This window comes from Cellulomonas sp. P4_H12 (assembly GCF_056400905.1).
On the sequence record NZ_JBFUKJ010000025.1, the window covers coordinates 15,685 to 32,339 of the forward strand.

Here is a 16,655-nt window from a genome sequence, read left to right on the forward strand (position 1 = left end):
CGGGTGCCGGGCCCGCGGCGCCGCTACCGTGGCCGCGTGGATGCGCTGCAGGTGGTGTGCCTGGTCGTCGTGGCCGTCGCGACCGTGGTCGGCGTCGCGATCTTCGCGCGCGGCGCGGGCGCGATCCTGCGCACCGTCCGCATCGGGCGGCCCGAGTCGGGGCGCTGGGCGCCCGTGGGTCCCCGGCTGGCGACGCTCACGCGCGAGGTGCTCGGGCACGGACGGTTCCAGCACCGGCCCGTGGTCAAGATCGCCCACTGGGTCGTCATGGTGTCGTTCGCGCTGCTGTTCCTCACGCTGCTGACCGGCTACGGGCAGGTGGTCGACCCGTCGTTCTCACTGCCGCTGATCGGTCACTTCCCGCCGCTGGAGTGGGCCATCGAGGCCATCGCGTGGGCGTCGCTCGTCGGGATCCTCGCCCTGATCACCCTTCGCGTCCGGCTCGGCTCGGCGGAGCGCGGGTCGCGCTTCTTCGGGTCGAACCAGGCACAGGCGTTCTTCGTCGAGGCCACGGTGCTCGTCGTCGTGCTCTGCGTGCTGGTGCTGCGCGGCCTGGAGTACGCCCTCGGCCCGCAGGACGCGTGGCACTTCCCGCTGACGGCGTGGTTCGGGTCATGGTGGAGCGGGGTCGCGACGAGCACCCTGGAGACGGCGATCGTCGTCGTCGCGACCGTGAAGATCCTCGTGTCGATGTCCTGGTTCGTGGTCGTCGGTCTGCAGCCCACCATGGGCGTCGCGTGGCACCGGTTCCTGGCCGTCGTCAACGTGTACGCGCGCCGCGAGCCGACCGGCGGCGTCGCGCTCGGGCCGCTGCAGCCGATGACGCTCGGCGGCGCGCCCGTCGACCTCGAGGCGCTCGAGGACCTGCCCGACGACGCGCGCCTCGGCGTCGGCGCCATCGAGGACTTCACCTGGAAGGGCCTGCTCGACTTCTCCACCTGCACCGAGTGCGGGCGCTGCCAGGACCAGTGCCCGGCGTGGGCGACGGGCAAGCCCCTCTCGCCGAAGCTCGTCACGCTCGCGCTGCGGGACCACGCCGCGGCGACGGCGCCGTACCTGCAGGCGGGGTCGGTGGACCAGAGCCATGCGGGCATCGACCTGCTCGGGTCCGGCGTCATCGACCCCGACGCCCTGTGGGCCTGCACCACGTGCGGCGCGTGCGTGCAGCAGTGCCCGGTCGACATCGAGCACGTGGACGCCATCGTCGACATGCGGCGCTACCAGGTGCTCATGGAGTCGGCGTTCCCCAAGGAGCTGGGCGGCACGTTCAGCAAGCTCGAGCGGCAGGGCAACCCCTGGGGGCTGCCCGCGCGGAACCGGCTCAACTGGGCGAAGGGGCTCGACTTCGACGTGCCGGTGGTCGGCGTCGACGTGGAGTCCGCGGCCGAGCTCGAGTACCTCTTCTGGGTCGGCTGCGCGGGCGCGTACGAGGACCGGGCGATCCGCACGACGAAGGCCGTCGCGGAGCTGCTGCACACGGCCGGCGTCAGCTTCGCCGTGCTCGGCGACGGCGAGTCCTGCACGGGTGACCCCGCCCGGCGCGCCGGGAACGAGCTGCTCTTCCAGATGCTGGCGAGCGCGAACGTCGAGACCCTGAACGAGATCGGCGCGCAGCGGATCGTCGTGACCTGCGCCCACTGCTTCAACACGATCGCCCGCGAGTACCCGCAGCTCGGCGGCCGGTACGAGGTCGTCCACCACACCGAGCTGCTCAACACCCTGGTCGCGGACGGTCGGCTGACGCTCCTCGAGAGCAGCGACGAGCGGACCGTGACCTACCACGACCCCTGCTACCTGGGCCGGCACAACCAGGTGTACGCACCGCCGCGCGAGCTGCTCGGCGCGATCCCGGGGCTGGCGCTGGCCGAGATGCCCCGCAACCGCGAGCAGTCCTTCTGCTGCGGCGCCGGCGGCGCGCGCGTGTGGATGGAGGAGTCGATCGGCACCCGCATCGGCACCGTCCGGGCCGACGAGGCGATCGCCACCGGCGCCGACGTCGTCGCGACCGCCTGCCCGTTCTGCACGGTGATGCTGTCCGACGGGGTCGCCGCGTCGCACACCGTCGGCGTCCCCGAGGTCACCGACATCGCCCTGCTCCTGCTGGACCGCGTGAAGGAGACACCGTGATCGGCCCCCGCACCACCGAGCAGCGCCGCCAGGACGTGCTCTACCGCCTCGGCCACGACGTCGACGCGTGGGTCGCGACGACCGACACGGCCACCGGCGCGCCGCGCCTGACCCCGCTCTCGTTCCTCTGGCACGACGACGCGCTMATCTTCTCGACGCTGGGCACGAGCCCGACCGCGCACAACCTCGCGACGAACCCGTCGGTGCAGGTCGGCATCGGCCTGACCCGCGACGTCGTGCTCGTGCAGGGAACCGTCGAGGTCCTCCCCGAGGTCCCCGACGAGCTCGGCGACGCGTTCGCGGCGAAGGCCGGCTTCGAGCCGCGCTCGCTGCGCGACCCCTACCCGTACTTCCGGCTGACCCCGCGGACGATCCAGGCGTGGCGCGAGGAGAACGAGCTGGCCGGCCGCTGGATCATGCGCGACGGCGCCTGGCTCGCACTCGACGCCTGACGCGGGATCACGGGGACTCCTCCTCCAGCAGGTCCCAGTCGGTGACGATCTCGACGGACTCGGCCGCCGTCCAGGTCGCCAGCTGGTCGGTGGCGTGCGCGCTCGTGGGATCCCCCGAGGCGCCGAACGGGACGCCCCACCGGCTGCGGGCGCGGTCGTCGAGATCCCACACCCAGCGCGCGACGGACCCGCGCCAGCACCGGTCGCTCACGCCGGGCACGCTCGCGGTGCACCGCACGCAGTCGGTGTCGCCCGACAGCGGGACCGGGTCGACGGCCAGGCCGGCAACCCCGAGTGGCACGGCGACGGGCTGGAGTCGATGGCGCTCGCCCCAGCTGTCGTCGACCGGCGACGACGCGACCCGCTCGAGCGCCTCGCGCGCCAGCGCGGCGCCGTCGATGCCGAGCGACGCCGAGGCGAGGAGCCGCGGCAGCGCGTCCGCCACCCGCCCGGCCACCGTGAGCCACGGGTCGAACAGGGCGCCGTGCCCATGCGGCTCGTGCAGTCGCGCCAGGGACGGGTGAGCGGTGACCAGCACCGCGACCTCCGTCCGCCAGGCGGCGAACGCGCCGGCGTCGACGCTGCCCGCGGACATGTGCCGGTCCCAGACCAGCAGCCGGTCGCGCAGCCCGAAGGCCTCGGGCGAGAGGTCGTCGGCGCGACGCACCCAGGCGAGCAGCTCGTCGGCGCCGCCCAACAGGGTGTCGCCGTGGATGGCGGCCATGTCGGCGGGCGCCCAGGCGCGCGGCTCGGACAGCAGCTCGCGGATCCGGCGCGCCCGGTACGGCGCCACGTACGCGCGCCCGAGGTCGCGCTCGGCGGCGGGCTTCTCGTTGGCATCCACCGCCACGTCGCGCACGGTCGCGGGCTCGGCCAGCGGGTGCCACCGTGCCGGCCGGGCGGCCTCCGACCAGGCGTCGTGGGGCAGCCGGCGGTCCTGCGGCGGTCGCGTCACGACGAGACCGGCGTCGAAGGTCAGCACGGCCCCGGCGGAGTCCGCGGCGAGCACCCGGTTCACGGGGTCGACCCAGCCGCGCAGGGCGTCGGCGACGTCGGCCGCCGAACGGGCGCGGAGCAGCGGCAGCAGGCAGGAGAACCCCACGTCGGAGGACACCCTCGCCGGGAACCGGACGCTCAGGCCGTCGAGCACGACCGGTCCGCGGTCGGTCTCGACCACGTCGACGCCGACGTCGGCCCCGTCCCGCACGCGGATGGTCTCGGTGTGCCGGGAGACGGGCGCCCAGCCGTCGGGGCCGAGCGCGGAGAGCCCGTCGGGCGACAGCCGCTCGCGGAAGACCTCGACGTGGTGCGCGATCGCGTTGGTGATCCCCCACGCCGCCGTCCCGGTGTGCCCGAAGTGCTGCACGCCCGGGACGCCGGGGAAGGCCAGGCCGACCACGTCGAACTCGTCGCACGCGAGCCTGACCTGCTGGTACACGCCCGGCAGCTCGATCATCCGGTGCGGGTCGCCCGCCAGCAGCGGTTTGCCGGACGCGGTGCGCGAGCCGTGCAGCGCCCACGCGTTGGAGCCCGGCGCGGCGGTCTCGCCGGAGTCGAACAGGTCGACGGCGTCGTCGCCCAGCGTCCGGTGCACGTGCTCGTTCCACAGCAGCCGCGGGAACATCGAGAAGAGCGCGTGGTTGACGAGCATGATCCCGAGCGGGGCCCACGCCGGCCACGGCTCCTCCGCCATCACCCCGTTCACGCCCGCCACGTAGGCGTCGACGAACGCGCGGTCCTCGTCGGCGAGAGCCGCGTACTCACGCCGCGCCGTGTCGGCCAGCTGGGCGCGCCGGGCGAAGCGGTCCCACTCGAGCCCGGCGCCCCCGAGCTGCTCGGCCAGCCGCCCCTCGGCGCGCCACCGGCCGACCTCGAGCTGGCGCCCTCGGTCGAGCGCCGTGACACGCCCCTGCTCGTACGCCAGCGTCCGGTGGTCCGCCGCCCGGACGTGGGGCACACCGAGGGCGTCGCGGTAGACGGTCATGAGTTCGTGGTCGGCTCGCGCACGCGAAGAGCTCCCTGTCAGGGGGACGGCGTCGTCGTTCACCGTAGCCCGACGGGCTCCACGCAACGAGGGCTCCCGCGACGGGTCGAATCGATCCAAGATTCGTCGGGAAGGCGCTATCCAAGCGCCGCAGACGAATGTCACGATGGAACCCGTGACCGACAGCACCCACGCGCACCTCGCCCTCGTCGACATCGACGGTGCCCACCCGGTCCGGTCGGTGTTCGGGCTGCTGGGGGCGCACCGGCGCCGCGTCCTGAGCGCGGTCGCGTTCTTCACGCTCAAGGACGTGCCGCTCTGGCTCATGCCCGTGATCACGGGCAAGGTCATCGACGTCGTGGTGGCCGGCGGCCCGACCAGCGAGCTGTGGCTCTGGGCGGCGGTCGCCGTCGCGGCGCTGCTGCAGAACTACCCCAACCACGTGCAGTGGACCAAGCTCTTCATGGGCGTGGTCCGCCAGATCGGCGCCGACCTGCGCAACGGTCTGACCTCGCGCCTGCAGAGCCTGTCGATCGGCTTCCACAGCCGGGTCAGCGCGTCGATCGTGCAGACCAAGGTCGTGCGCGACGTGGAGAACGTCGAGGTGATGCTCCAGCAGATCGCGCACCCGTTGCTGAGCGCGACGATGGTCATGCTCGGCGCCATCGTCATGACCGCGCTGGCCGTGCCGGAGTTCCTGCCGGTCTACGCGCTGACCATCCCGCTCGCCGTGCTGCTGCGCGCCGTGCTGGCCCAGCGGTCCCGCGAGCGCAACGAGTCGTTCCGCCGCGAGGTCGAGCACTTCTCCGCGCGCGTCGGCGAGATGGCCACCCTGATGCCGATCACCCGCGCGCACGGCCTGGAGGCCACCGCCGAGGAGCGCGTCGCGGTCGGCGCCGAGGGCGTGCGGTCCGCCGGCTTCCGGCTGGACGTGCTCAACGGCCGGTTCGCGTCGTTGAGCTGGGTCAGCCTGCAGCTGCTGGGCGTCCTCTGCCTGGTGCTCGCCGCGTGGATGTCGATCACCGGGATCATCGCCATCACCGCCGGACAGGTGGTGCTGCTGAGCTCGTACTTCGCGCTGATCACCGGCGCCGTGACCAACCTGCTGATGCTCCTGCCCATCGGCGCCAAGGGCATCGAGTCGGTCCGGTCCATCGCCGAGGTCATGCAGGAGCCGGACCTCGAAGAGAACGCCGGCAAGCGCCGCGTCGAGCGGGTCGAGGGGCGGCTCACCCTCGAGCACGTGCACTTCCGCTACCCCGACGCCGACCAGGACGCACTCGACGGCATCGACCTGACCATCGAGGCCGGCCAGACGGTCGCGTTCGTCGGCCCGTCGGGCTCCGGCAAGTCGACCGTCCTCAACCTGGCACTGGGCTTCCTGCGGCCGACCGGCGGGCGGCTCCTGCTCGACGGCGTCGACACCGCGCTCCTCGACCTGCGCTCCGTGCGCCGGCACGTCTCGGTGGTGCCGCAGGAGTCGGTGCTGTTCGAGGGCTCCATCCGCGACAACGTCGCGTACGGCATGCCGAAGGTGTCCGACGAGCGGGTGCGCGCCGCCCTGGTCGACGCCAACGCGGCCGAGATCGTCGACGCCCTCCCGGACGGCTGGGACACCGTCGTCGGCGAGCGCGGCGCCCGCCTGTCCGGTGGCCAGCGCCAGCGCATCGCCATCGCCCGGGCCCTCGTCCGCGATCCCCGCATCCTGCTGCTCGACGAGGCGACCTCCGCGCTCGACCCCGAGTCGGAGGCCGCCGTCAAGGAGGCCCTCGCCCGGCTCATGCGCGGCCGCACCACGCTCGTCGTCGCGCACCGCCTGTCGACGATCCGCTCGGCGGACCGGATCGTCGTCCTCGACGACGCCCGCGTGGTCGAGGTCGGCACCCACGACGACCTGCTCGCCGCCGACGGCCGCTACGCCCGCCTCCAGCGCGCCCAGCAGGTCTGACCGTCAGCGCTCGAACGCCCACGTCCGGTCGGTGAGCATCCTCGCGATGGCCAGCCCGATCGCCAGCGCTGCGACGACGAGCGCGGCCTGCACCCCGTAGTCGAGCGCCTGGACCGTCCGGCCGTTGGAGATGTGGAACACGGCCCGGTAGACCAGCACGCCGGGCACCATGATCGTCACGGCGGGGACGTAGACGGTGATGCGCGGGACGTCGAGCCGTGGCGCCACGACGGCGGCGAGCAGGCCCACCACCAGCGCCGCCATCGCCGCAGCGGCCTGCGGAGGCACCGACGCCGCGACCAGGTGGATGCGCGGCACGTTGGCGGCCATCCCGACGACGGCCGCCGCGAGCGCGATCCGCCAGGGGCTGTTGAACATCAGCGCGAAGCCGAGCACCCCGAGGAAGCTGGCGACCAGCTGGAGCGCGATCAGCGGACCCGCGGCGAGGGCGGGCGGGCTGGGCGGGTCCGGGGTGAGCCCGACCACGAGCGAGAGGGCCCAGACCGCGAGGCCGGCCGACGTCACGATCATCAGCGCGTAGGTCAGCCGGGCGACCGCCGCCGAGAAGTCGAGCTTGGCCAGGTCGAGGAAGCCGGTCACCAGGGGGAACCCCGGGATGAGGAAGAGGACCGCCGACACGTAGCCGACCTCGTGCCGTCCGCCCGTGACGCCCAACGCCTGCAGCAGCGTGACGAACCCCAGGTAGCCGAGGCACGCCACGGTCGCGGCGAGCATGGTGACGCCGAACTGGTTGAACTTGCGATGCAGCATCGTGCGCCGCAGCGCCTGACCCAGGTACGCCCCGACGAAGACGCCGGCGATCTCGACGACACCCCCGTTGTTGAGGAACGAGAAGGCCGCGCAGGCGATCGCCGCCCACAGCGCGTTGAGCGGCACGGGGTACAGCGGCGCCTTGCCCGCGATCCGGTCGAGCTCGGTCGAGACCTGCTCGACCGTCGCGGTGCCGGCGGTGCCGGCGGTGTCGAGCCGGCCGGCCAGGCGCTCCAGCCCCGCCAGCCGGTCCACGTCGACCCCGATGCTGCGGACCTCGGTCACCTCGGTGCGGAAGCTCGCGCCCCGGTGGGAGGTCGTGGTGATCTCCGTCAGGGTCACGTGGGCCTCGTGCCGCTCGATCCCGAGCGCGTGGGCGACGCGCGCCATCGACGCCTTGACCCGGTAGGCGCCCGTGCCGGCCGACAGGCTCAGGCGCCCGACCTGCAGCACCACGCCGGAACGACGGATCAGCTCGAGCTCGTCGTCGTCCGGCGTCCTGGGCACGACCCCATGATGTCGCGCGCCGCGACCGCCGGGCGGGCCGATCGTCCCGGCTACTGCTCGGCGACCACCCGGAGCATCCGCAGCAGCTCGGCCTGCTCGGCCTCGGACAGCCGCCCGAGCCGCTCCGCCGCCCCTTCGTGCCGCTGCGCGGAGATCGCGGCGAGCAGGGCGCGCCCGGCCGGGGTGAGCTCGAGCAGGGTCGCGCGCCGGTCGGTGGGGTCGGGCAGCCGCCGGACGAGCCCGTCCTGCTCGGCCAGGTCGACCTTCGACGTCACCGAGCGCGGCGCGACGTCCAGCGCCGCCGCGAGCTCCCCGAGCCGCCGCGGGCCGTCGCACTTCTCCAGCATCCGCAGCAGGCGCAGCTGCCCGGGCGTGGTGCCCTGCAGCTCGAGCCGGTCGGCCGCGTCCCGCCGCACGCCGCGGAGCACGCCGTAGAGCAGCTCGAGCAGCTCCCCCGATTCGTCCACGGCCGAGAGGTTACCCCATGTTGTGAACCAGGCACATAGTGAGTTAACCTCAGCATCGCATCGGAGAAGGAATCCGCCGCCGCAGCGGCCGGTTGCTCCGGTGGAGCCCCAGAACCAGGAGGTGGGCCCGTGTCGATGGCCACCGGAAGTCCCAACATGCGCAGCTTCGCCAAGGACCGCACGGTCGCGGACCACAAGCTCACGCGCGCCACCCTCAAGCGCATCCTCGAGTTCGCGCGCCCGTACCGGGTGAAGCTCGCGGTCTTCGTCGTCCTCATCGGGCTCGAGGCGGCCGCGGGCGCGGTCACGCCGCTGCTGTTCAAGAACCTCATCGACGACGGCATCAGCAAGGGCAACACCACTCTCGTGCTGGGCATCGCGGCGGTCGTCGCCGGCCTCGCGATCGTCGGCGCGGGCCTGTCGGTCGCGGACCGCTGGGTGTCGTCGCAGGTGGGCGAGGGACTGATCCTCGACCTGCGCACCGCGGTGTTCGACCACGTGCAGCGCATGCCGCTCGCGTTCTTCAGCCGCGCCAAGACCGGCGCGCTCGTGCAGCGCCTCAACGGCGACGTGCTGGGCGCGCAGCAGGCGTTCACCAGCACGCTGCAGAACGTGGTGAGCAACTCGCTGACCATCGTCTTCGTCCTCGCGGCGATGCTGAGCATGTCGTGGCAGCTGACCCTGCTGAGCCTGGTCCTGCTGCCGGCCTTCGTCTTCCCCGCCCGCTGGTTCGGCAAGAAGATCGCGAAGATCACGCGCGAGAGCTACGACCTCAACGCCGAGGCCGCGCAGATCATGAACGAGCGGTTCAACGTCGCGGGTGCCCACCTGGTCAAGATCTTCGGCGACCCGGAGCGCGAGTCGGCCGGCTACGCGGCGCAGGTGGGTCGGGTCCGCGACATCGGCGTCACGCGCGCCCTGTACTCCACGTGGTTCCGCGTCGGCCTGACCACTCTCGCGTCGGTGGCGGTCGCCATCGTCTACGGGCTCGGCGGCGTGATGGCGATCCGCGGCGAGCTCACCGTCGGCGTCGTCGTCGCCCTCACCGCCTACCTGGGCCGCCTCTACGGACCGCTCACCGCGATGTCCAACGTCCAGGTCGACGTGATGACCGCGCTGGTCAGCTTCGAGCGCGTGCTGGAGGTGCTCGACCTGGAGCCGACCGTCGCCGAGAAGCCGGACGCCGTCGACCTGCGGCCCGCGGTGCAGGAGCACGGCGCGAGCGTCGAGCTCGACACCGTCGGCTTCCGGTACCCGGGTGCCGACGAGGTCTCGCTCGCGTCGCTGGAGTCCGTCGCGACCCTGCGCCACGAGCCCATCGACGACACCCTGCGCAACGTCAGCTTCACGGTCCCGGCGGGCCACATGGTCGCGCTCGTGGGTCACTCGGGCGCCGGCAAGACGACTATCTCCCAGCTGGTCACGCGCATGTACGACCCGACCCGCGGCGCGGTGCGCATCGCCGGCACCGACCTGCGCGACGTCACGCACGCCTCGCTGCGGGCCACCGTCGGCGTCGTCAGCCAGGAGGCGCACCTGTTCCACGACACGATCGCGGAGAACCTGCGCTACGCCCGGCCCGAGGCCACCGACGACGACATCGAGCGCGCGCTGCGCCAGGCGCACATCGCGGACCTCGTGGCCAGCCTGCCCGACGGCATCCACACCGTGGTCGGCGACCGCGGCTACCGCCTGTCCGGCGGCGAGCGTCAGCGCCTGGCCATCGCCCGGCTGCTGCTCAAGGCCCCCGACGTGGTGGTGCTGGACGAGGCCACGGCGCACCTCGACTCCGAGTCGGAGTCCGCGGTGCAGGCCGCCCTAGACGAGGCCCTGGTCGGTCGCACCAGCATCGTCATCGCGCACCGCCTGTCGACCATCCGCCAGGCCGACTCGATCGTCGTGATCGAGGCCGGCCGGGTGATCGACCAGGGCACGCACGCGGACCTGCTCGCGCGCGGCGGCGTCTACGCCGAGCTCTACCGCACCCAGTTCGCCAGCACCGAACCGACGCCCGCCGCCGCCTGAAAACCGGCCACTCGCGACCCACCTCGCCGGTACCGTCGCCGCATGATCGGACGCATCGACGAGGTGGTCTTCGACTGCGCGAACCCGCCGGCCCTGGCCCGCTTCTGGGCCGACGTGCTCGGCGGCGAGCCTCGGGCCCGCGACGACGACTGGCACTACGTCGACCCGCCCGGCTGGACGCGCGTCGCGTTCCAGCGGGTGCCCGAGGGCAAGGTCGCCAAGAACCGGATGCACCTGGACGTCGAGGTCGCCGACATCGCCACGGCCACCGCGCAGGCCGAAGCGCTCGGCGCGACGCGGCTCGGCGAGGTCCACGCCGACACCGCCGGCTCGTTCCAGGTGCTGCGCGATCCCGAGGGCAACGAGTGGTGCGTGGTGAAGCCGGCCTGAATCCTGTTGCGACCGGCGGGGCCCGAGGTCCACTGTCGACCCCGTGACCGTCCCCCCGCGCCTCGCGCCCCTGCTCGCCGAGTACGACTTCGCCAGCAACCGCCTCCTGCAGCGCCTCACCGGCCCGACCATGGACAGCGGCGACGACGTGCAGGTCGAGGTGCCGCCGCTCACCGACGCGGAGGTCCTCTGGGAGCCGGTCCCGGGCGCCTGGACGATCCGCCGGCAGGTCGACGGGCCGGGCGGGCTGGGCGCGACGCGGCTGGTCGGGTCGGGCGAGTGGGGCCACGACGGCGGCCGCCCGCACCCGTGGCCGCCGCCGGTCACGTCCATCGGCTGGCGGATCAACCACGTGGCCAAGACGCTGGCCGGCCGCGCGGACCACACCGACGGCACGCACACCCACACGGAGGCGGGCGACGAGCCGCAGGGCACCGCCGCGGGCGCCGTCGCGGGCCTGGCCGCGGCGATCGCGGCGTGGCGCGCGACGCTGCTGGGTGCCGACGACGCCGCCCTCGACACGGTCGGCTACAGCACCTACCCCAACGGGTCGGACGCCGAGGAGACGTTCCTCGACGTCGTCTGGTGGATGAACCAGGAGGTCGTCCACCACGGCGCCGAGATCGCCCTCCTGCGAGACCTGTACATCCGGCTAGCGTGATCGGCATGACCTTCTGGATCTGCGCCACCTGCGCGGTGGAGAGCGCCGAACAGCTCGACGTCTGCCCGATCTGCGCAGACGAGCGCCAGTGGGTGCCGGCGGCCGGGCAGCGCTGGACCACGCTGTCGGAGCTGCGGTCGCAGGGCTACACGGCGTCGGTGGACCCGCTGGAGCCGGACCTGTTCGCCGTGACCAGCACGCCGGGCGCCGGCATCGGCCAGCAGGCGAAGCTGCTGGTCACGCCCGAGGGCAGCCTGCTCTGGGACCCGATCGGCTTCCTCGACGACGCCGTGGTCGAGGCGATCGCCTCCACGGGCACCGTCCGCTACATCGCCGCGAGCCACCCCCACATGTTCGGCGCCCAGGTCGAGTGGAGCCGCGCGCTGGGCGGCGCCGAGGTGCTCGTCGCGGAGGCCGACGCCCGCTGGGTCAACCGCCCGGACCCGGTGATCCGCACGTGGTCGGGCGAACGGGAGATCCTGCCCGGCGTGGCCCTGAGCCAGCCCGGCGGCCACTTCCCGGGCAGTGCGATCGTCCACTGGGCGGCCGGCGCGGAGGGTCGCGGGGTCCTGCTCACGGGCGACACGGTCTTCGCCAACCCCGACCGCAAGTCCGTGGCCTTCATGCGCAGCTACCCGAACCACCTGCCGCTGTCCGGCGCGGTGGCCCGGCGCGTGGCCGACCACCTGGACCGCCTGGAGTTCGACCGGCTCTACGGCAACTTCGCGAACGTCATCGCGGACGACGCCAAGGACGTGGTCCGCCGATCGGCCGACCGGCACATCGGCTGGGTCGACGGCGCCTTCGACCACCTCACCTGAGCGCCTCCTCGAGCCGGTCGACGAACGCGGCCTGAGCGGTCACGACGAGCCGCCGCGCCTCGTCCGGCGCGAACCAGCCGGCCCGGTCCAGCTCCGGCACCATCAGGGTCTGCCCCGACCGCGGCGGCCACGTGATCTCGACCAGGTTGCTGGTGATCGAGGAGACGTCCACATCGCCTTCCAGGGCCCACGCCGTCACGACCTTGCCGCCGCTCTGCCGGACGTCGCCGAGCGGGATGGGCTCACCGGCCGGCACCGGCACGCCGAGCTCCTCGGCGAACTCCCGACGAGCGGTCGTCCACGGATCCTCGCCCGGCGACGGCTCGCCCTTCGGGATCGACCACGCGCCCGCGTCCTTGCGCGCCCAGAACGGTCCGCCCATGTGCCCGAGCAGCACCTCGAGCCCGGCCGTCCGCCGGAACAGCAGGATCCCGGCGCTCGTCCGCGCCGTCACAGCCCGAGCTCCGCCCGAATGACGTCGGCCGTCTCCGACGGCGTCTGGTCCGACGTGTCGAGCCACAGCCCGATCCGCGGTGTCCCGTCGCGCAGCCCGGAGTCGAGGTCCTCGACGGTCCACGACCCGTAGCCGGTCTTGGCTCGGGCTGCCTCTCGCGCGTGCACGGTCGCGGCTGACGGCGCCAGCACGACCACTTGCGGCGGGTGCCGGAACATCGCCACCCAGGCGGGCAGGTCGTCGCCGAGCGCGATGTCCTGGACTACGGCCGTGAACCCGGCGTCCGCGTACTCGTCGGCCACGAGGGCGGACAACCGGTAGCGCAGCCGCAGCTGCCTCACGGACTCGTCGGACAGGTCCGGCGCGACGTCGGCCCGCCCGGAGACGAGCATCCGTCGGAACACGTCGCCTCGCACGTGCGCGGCCCGCGGCAGCCGCTCGGCCAGCAGCTGCGCGACGGTCGACTTCCCGGCGGCCATGACCCCGGTGATCAGGACGACCGAGCCGCTCACCTCAGACGTCCTCGGGGTCGACCAGGAAGTCGGCCTCGTCGGCGATCTCGCCGCCGATCGCCGAGTGCACGGCCCGCGCGACGGACTGCACGAGCGGAGCGGCGCGGGAGCGGGCGACGCGGTGCTCGAACGACGGCCGCTCGGCCTCGAGCTCCTCGATGAACGGCGGCTCCCAGTGCACGCGGTAGGCAACCACCCCGCCGGCGGTCCAGGGCAGGCTGCGCATGAGCGGCGGCAGCGAGGTCTCGGCGCCGGCCTCCACGGACAGCGTGCCGTCGTGCCCGAGGTCGACGAGCACGCCGTACGCCTCGGGCGCCGGCGGCACCGCGATCATGATCTCGTCGTACGCCGCGGCCTCGTCGAGGAGCCTCCGCCGCTCGGCCTCGTCGGCGACCCCGTGCTGCTCCAGCGCTGCCGACAGCCCGCGCCCGCCGGCCTCGGCGACCCACCCGGGCCGGCCGCCCGAGTCGCGGCCGACGCCGGGCTGCGGGCCGGTCCACGTGCCGGTCGCCTCGCTGAGCCGTGCACGCGGAAGCACCTGCTGGACGACGGCAAGGGCCTCGGCGGGCTCGAGCCACGAGTCGGACAGCACCGTGAGGTCGATCGCGCTGTCGACGTCGGGCGTCAGGACCGTGCCGTGCTCGCCGATGCGCACCGAGCCGCCCAGCCGACGGGCGGCCGCCACCAGCCACTGCAGCACCCGCTCCTCCTCGCGGATCGGCATCGCGTCGGGGAAGGCACGCTTGAGGCCGTCACGGTCGCCGCCCGGGTAGGGCTTCTCGCCGCGTTCCCGAGGGCAGACGAGCACGTACGCGAGCGTGCACGTCGTCGGCAGTCCGAGGCTGACAGCGTCCTCGGCCTCCACGCGGTACGGACCGTTGAGCGTGGACAGCCGGGCGAGCCGGAGCGTGCGCGGCGGGACGGTCGCGGACCCCACGGCGCGGATGCCGAGCGCCGCCGTCATCGGCCCCATGATCCCGCGCGGCTGCAGGGCGTCCTGCTGCTGCTCCTCCCAGCGCGCGTTGGCGAACCGGCTGATGGCCAGCACCTCGACCTCGTCGGCCTCGACGTCGGGCGGCAGCGCGAGAAGGTGTCGGTCCCGCAGACCAGGGTCGTCCGCCCGCAGCCGGGTGAGCCGGGCCACGCCTCAGACGTCCGTCCGGTGGAAGTTCTGCCACGACCGCGACGCCGTCGGGCCGCGCTGACCCTGGTAGCGCGAGCCGTACTCCGACGAGCCGTAGGGGTGCTCGGACGGCGACGACAGCCGGAAGAAGCACATCTGGCCGATCTTCATGCCGGGCCACAGCAGGATGGGCAGCGTCGCCACGTTGGACAGCTCGAGCGTCACGTGGCCGGAGAACCCGGGATCGATGAAGCCCGCGGTCGAGTGCGTGAGCAGGCCGAGGCGTCCCAGCGACGACTTGCCCTCGAGCCGCGCGGCGATGTCGTCGGGAAGCGTCACGGCCTCGTACGTCGACCCGAGCACGAACTCACCGGGGTGCAGCACGAACGACTCGCCCGCGGAGACCTCGACCAGCCGCGTCAGCTCCGGCTGGTCCGCCGCCGGGTCGATGAACGGGTACTTGTGGTTGTCGAACAGCCGGAAGTACCGGTCGAGGCGCACGTCGATGCTCGACGGCTGGAGCATGGCCGGGTCGTAGGGGTCGAGGGCCACGCGGCCCGACTCGAGCTCGGCCCTGATGTCGCGGTCGGAGAGCAGCACGGGGGCCACGCTAGTCCGGTCCGCGCGGTCCTCAGGGCTGGTCCGCGTCATGGACGAGCAGCGCCACCTGCGTCCGGTTCTCCAGCCCGAGCTTGAGCAGGATGCTCGACACGTGCGCCTTCACGGTGGCGAGCGAGACGTACAGCTCGCGGCCGATGTCGGCGTTGCTCGCACCGCGCCCGATCGCGACGACGACGTCCCGCTCGCGGTCGGTCAGGAGGTCGAGCGATGCCCGGGCCGCGGCCCGCGACCCGCCCGCGCGGGCGGTCGAGTCCATAAGCCGACGCGCCACCCGCGGCGACAGCACCGGCTCGCCCGCGGCCGCCGCCAGCACCGCCTCGACGATCCGCTCCGGGTCGGTGTCCTTGAGCAGGTAGCCGCTCGCGCCGGCGTGCATGGCGGCCTCGACCTCGTCGGCGGTGTCGAACGTGGTGAGCACGACCACGGCGGGCGGGTCCTGTCGCCGGCGCACCGCCCGCGTCGCCGTGATGCCGTCGACGCCCGGCATCCGGAGGTCCATGAGCACGACGTCGACGGGGTGGACGTCCAGCGCCGCGGGCACGGCGCCCCCGTCGGCGGCCTGCCCGACCACCGCGATGCCGCGCGCCCCGTCGAGCATGAGCGTCAGCCCCGAGCGCACGAGCGCGTCGTCGTCGACCACCAGCACCCGGACCGTCACGGCTCCCACGGTAGCCACGCCTCCAGCACGAAGCCGTCCGACGTCGACTCCGCCGACACCGTCCCACCCAGCAGCTCGATCCGTTCCGTCAGCCCGACAAGACCGGTGCCGGTCCCGGGGCCGAGGCCCCGGCCCCCCGGTCCGTTGCCCACCCGCACCCGCAACCCGTCGTCGAGCCGGACCGCGACGGACACGGTCGAGCCGGGCGCGTGCCGCCGCGCGTTCGTCAGCCCCTCCTGGCAGGTCCGGTACACCGCGAGCCCGACCGCGGTGGGGACGACGAGGTCGGCGGCGTCGAGCGTGACGCGCGCCCCCGCCGCGCGCTCCTGCGCCACGAGCGCGGGGAGGTCGGCGATGCCCGGCGTCGGCCGCAGCTCCTCCGGCGACTCGCGCAGCACGCCGATCACGGTCCGCAGCTCGTCGAGCGCCTCGCCCGCGCTGGTCCGCACCACGCCGGCCGCGGCCTGCACCTGCTCCGGCGACAGGTCCGCCCGGTACTCCAGGGCGCCGGCGGTCGTGGCCAGCAGGGTCAGCCGGTGCGCCAGCGTGTCGTGCATCTCGCGCGCGATCCGGGTGCGCTCGGCGCGGCGGGCGTCGGCCACCTTGCCCGCCTGCTCCTCCTCCGCCCGCCGGGCCCGCGCCCGCCACTCGTCGACCAGCGCGTCGCGCGTCCGGCCGTACGCGCCCCAGCCCAGCAGCGCCGCGTGGACCGCGACGTCGCACAGGAGCCACCATCCGAGCGGCAGCCCGACGGACCGCCAGAGCGCCTGCACCGCGTGCCCGACCAGGCTCGCGACCGCCACGGGAACGGCGATCCGCAGCCGCTCACGGCGGGCGACCACATAGGTGCCGGCCGTCGCCGACGGCGTCGCCGCCGGGCTCAGCGCCGCGAGCACGCCCAGCAGCATCCCGCCGAGCAGCGGCCGGGTGCGCAGCAGGGGCAGCACCGCGATGGCGAAGACGCCGAGCAGCAGGTCGACCGCCAGCGGCACGCCGTCGCCCCGTGCGGCCCACGCGGCGAAGAAGGTGAGCGCGGCCATCCCCGCCAGCAGCCCGAGCAGGACGGGAACGGCGGGAACGTCGCGTCGCAGGGACGGGTCGTCGCAGGTCATGCGGTGAGCGTAGGAACGCGGC

Annotated in this window: 16 protein-coding genes; 7 read left to right on the forward strand and 9 right to left on the reverse strand. The window is 73.6% G+C overall.

Annotated features, from left to right (window positions below):
* The first annotated feature begins 36 nt into the window (after nucleotides 1-36).
* Together AC1DQC_RS14735 and AC1DQC_RS14740 are read left to right on the forward strand one after the other, a co-directional pair.
* Entirely contained in the window at nucleotides 37-2,127 is a 2,091-nt protein-coding gene (locus AC1DQC_RS14735; RefSeq protein ID WP_477051996.1) for a (Fe-S)-binding protein, read from the forward strand.
* On the forward strand, nucleotides 2,124-2,579 hold the full coding sequence (locus AC1DQC_RS14740; protein ID WP_477051997.1) for a pyridoxamine 5'-phosphate oxidase family protein: 456 nt from the start codon (nucleotides 2,124-2,126) through the stop codon (nucleotides 2,577-2,579). The genes AC1DQC_RS14735 and AC1DQC_RS14740 overlap by 4 nt, the downstream gene beginning before the upstream one ends.
* A 7-nt stretch (nucleotides 2,580-2,586) precedes the next feature.
* On the opposite strand, the gene AC1DQC_RS14745 is transcribed toward AC1DQC_RS14740, so the two are convergent.
* Nucleotides 2,587-4,563: a penicillin acylase family protein gene (locus tag AC1DQC_RS14745; RefSeq protein ID WP_477051998.1), complete on the reverse strand. Its 1,977-nt coding sequence runs from the start codon at nucleotides 4,561-4,563 to the stop codon at nucleotides 2,587-2,589.
* A 175-nt stretch (nucleotides 4,564-4,738) separates the two neighbouring features.
* On the opposite strand from AC1DQC_RS14745, the gene AC1DQC_RS14750 reads away from it, so the two are divergent.
* A complete protein-coding gene (locus tag AC1DQC_RS14750) occupies nucleotides 4,739-6,511 on the forward strand; it encodes an ABC transporter ATP-binding protein (RefSeq protein WP_477051999.1) in 1,773 nt (590 codons plus the stop codon).
* Nucleotides 6,512-6,514: 3 nt separating this feature from the next.
* Here the strand turns inward: AC1DQC_RS14750 and AC1DQC_RS14755 are convergent, their stop codons facing one another.
* Both AC1DQC_RS14755 and AC1DQC_RS14760 read right to left on the reverse strand, forming a co-directional pair.
* The gene (locus AC1DQC_RS14755; protein ID WP_477052000.1) at nucleotides 6,515-7,789 is read right to left on the reverse strand and encodes a threonine/serine exporter family protein; all 1,275 of its coding nucleotides are present in this window, start codon (nucleotides 7,787-7,789) and stop codon (nucleotides 6,515-6,517) included.
* 50 nt (nucleotides 7,790-7,839) lie between these two features.
* The gene (locus AC1DQC_RS14760; RefSeq protein ID WP_477052001.1) at nucleotides 7,840-8,256 is read right to left on the reverse strand and encodes a MarR family winged helix-turn-helix transcriptional regulator; all 417 of its coding nucleotides are present in this window, start codon (nucleotides 8,254-8,256) and stop codon (nucleotides 7,840-7,842) included.
* Between the two features lie 135 nt (nucleotides 8,257-8,391).
* On the opposite strand from AC1DQC_RS14760, the gene AC1DQC_RS14765 reads away from it, so the two are divergent.
* Genes AC1DQC_RS14765 through AC1DQC_RS14780 form a run of 4 tightly spaced genes read left to right on the forward strand, consistent with a single transcriptional unit; the run spans nucleotide 8,392 to nucleotide 12,153 of the window.
* Entirely contained in the window at nucleotides 8,392-10,281 is a 1,890-nt protein-coding gene (locus tag AC1DQC_RS14765) for an ABC transporter ATP-binding protein (protein ID WP_477052002.1), read from the forward strand.
* 42 nt (nucleotides 10,282-10,323) lie between these two features.
* Nucleotides 10,324-10,671, forward strand: a complete 348-nt coding sequence (locus AC1DQC_RS14770) for a VOC family protein (RefSeq protein WP_477052003.1) — start codon at nucleotides 10,324-10,326, stop codon at nucleotides 10,669-10,671.
* Nucleotides 10,672-10,714: 43 nt separating this feature from the next.
* Nucleotides 10,715-11,332: a DinB family protein gene (locus AC1DQC_RS14775; RefSeq protein ID WP_477052004.1), complete on the forward strand. Its 618-nt coding sequence runs from the start codon at nucleotides 10,715-10,717 to the stop codon at nucleotides 11,330-11,332.
* A gap of 5 nt (nucleotides 11,333-11,337) precedes the next feature.
* A complete protein-coding gene (locus AC1DQC_RS14780) occupies nucleotides 11,338-12,153 on the forward strand; it encodes an MBL fold metallo-hydrolase (protein ID WP_477052005.1) in 816 nt (271 codons plus the stop codon).
* On the opposite strand, the gene AC1DQC_RS14785 is transcribed toward AC1DQC_RS14780, so the two are convergent.
* The 6 genes from AC1DQC_RS14785 to AC1DQC_RS14810 are packed head-to-tail and all read right to left on the reverse strand — an operon-like array spanning nucleotide 12,146 to nucleotide 16,633.
* Nucleotides 12,146-12,607: an NUDIX hydrolase gene (locus AC1DQC_RS14785; protein ID WP_477052006.1), complete on the reverse strand. Its 462-nt coding sequence runs from the start codon at nucleotides 12,605-12,607 to the stop codon at nucleotides 12,146-12,148. The genes AC1DQC_RS14780 and AC1DQC_RS14785 overlap by 8 nt on opposite strands.
* Entirely contained in the window at nucleotides 12,604-13,119 is a 516-nt protein-coding gene (locus tag AC1DQC_RS14790) for an AAA family ATPase (protein ID WP_477052007.1), read from the reverse strand. Before AC1DQC_RS14790 ends, AC1DQC_RS14785 begins: the two co-directional genes overlap by 4 nt.
* Before the next feature lies 1 nt (nucleotide 13,120).
* Entirely contained in the window at nucleotides 13,121-14,263 is a 1,143-nt protein-coding gene (locus AC1DQC_RS14795; protein WP_477052008.1) for a hypothetical protein, read from the reverse strand.
* A 3-nt stretch (nucleotides 14,264-14,266) separates the two neighbouring features.
* The gene (dcd, locus tag AC1DQC_RS14800; protein ID WP_477052009.1) at nucleotides 14,267-14,842 is read right to left on the reverse strand and encodes a dCTP deaminase; all 576 of its coding nucleotides are present in this window, start codon (nucleotides 14,840-14,842) and stop codon (nucleotides 14,267-14,269) included.
* Nucleotides 14,843-14,873: 31 nt separating this feature from the next.
* Nucleotides 14,874-15,521 (reverse strand): response regulator, encoded by a 648-nt coding sequence (locus AC1DQC_RS14805; protein WP_477052010.1) that lies wholly within the window; start codon nucleotides 15,519-15,521, stop codon nucleotides 14,874-14,876.
* Nucleotides 15,518-16,633 carry a sensor histidine kinase gene (locus tag AC1DQC_RS14810; protein WP_477052011.1) on the reverse strand — a complete coding sequence of 372 codons (1,116 nt, stop codon included), beginning with the start codon at nucleotides 16,631-16,633 and terminating at the stop codon, nucleotides 15,518-15,520. Before AC1DQC_RS14810 ends, AC1DQC_RS14805 begins: the two co-directional genes overlap by 4 nt.
* Between the last annotated feature and the right edge of the window lie 22 nt (nucleotides 16,634-16,655).

Coding starts and splice junctions, on each gene's coding strand:
- AC1DQC_RS14745 (WP_477051998.1), bottom strand. CDS start 4,563: ATGACCGTCTACCGCGACGCCCTCGGTGTGCCCCACGTCCGGGCGGCG.
- AC1DQC_RS14765 (WP_477052002.1), top strand. CDS start 8,392: ATGGCCACCGGAAGTCCCAACATGCGCAGCTTCGCCAAGGACCGCACG.
- AC1DQC_RS14770 (WP_477052003.1), top strand. CDS start 10,324: ATGATCGGACGCATCGACGAGGTGGTCTTCGACTGCGCGAACCCGCCG.
- AC1DQC_RS14780 (WP_477052005.1), top strand. CDS start 11,338: ATGACCTTCTGGATCTGCGCCACCTGCGCGGTGGAGAGCGCCGAACAG.
- AC1DQC_RS14810 (WP_477052011.1), bottom strand. CDS start 16,633: ATGACCTGCGACGACCCGTCCCTGCGACGCGACGTTCCCGCCGTTCCC.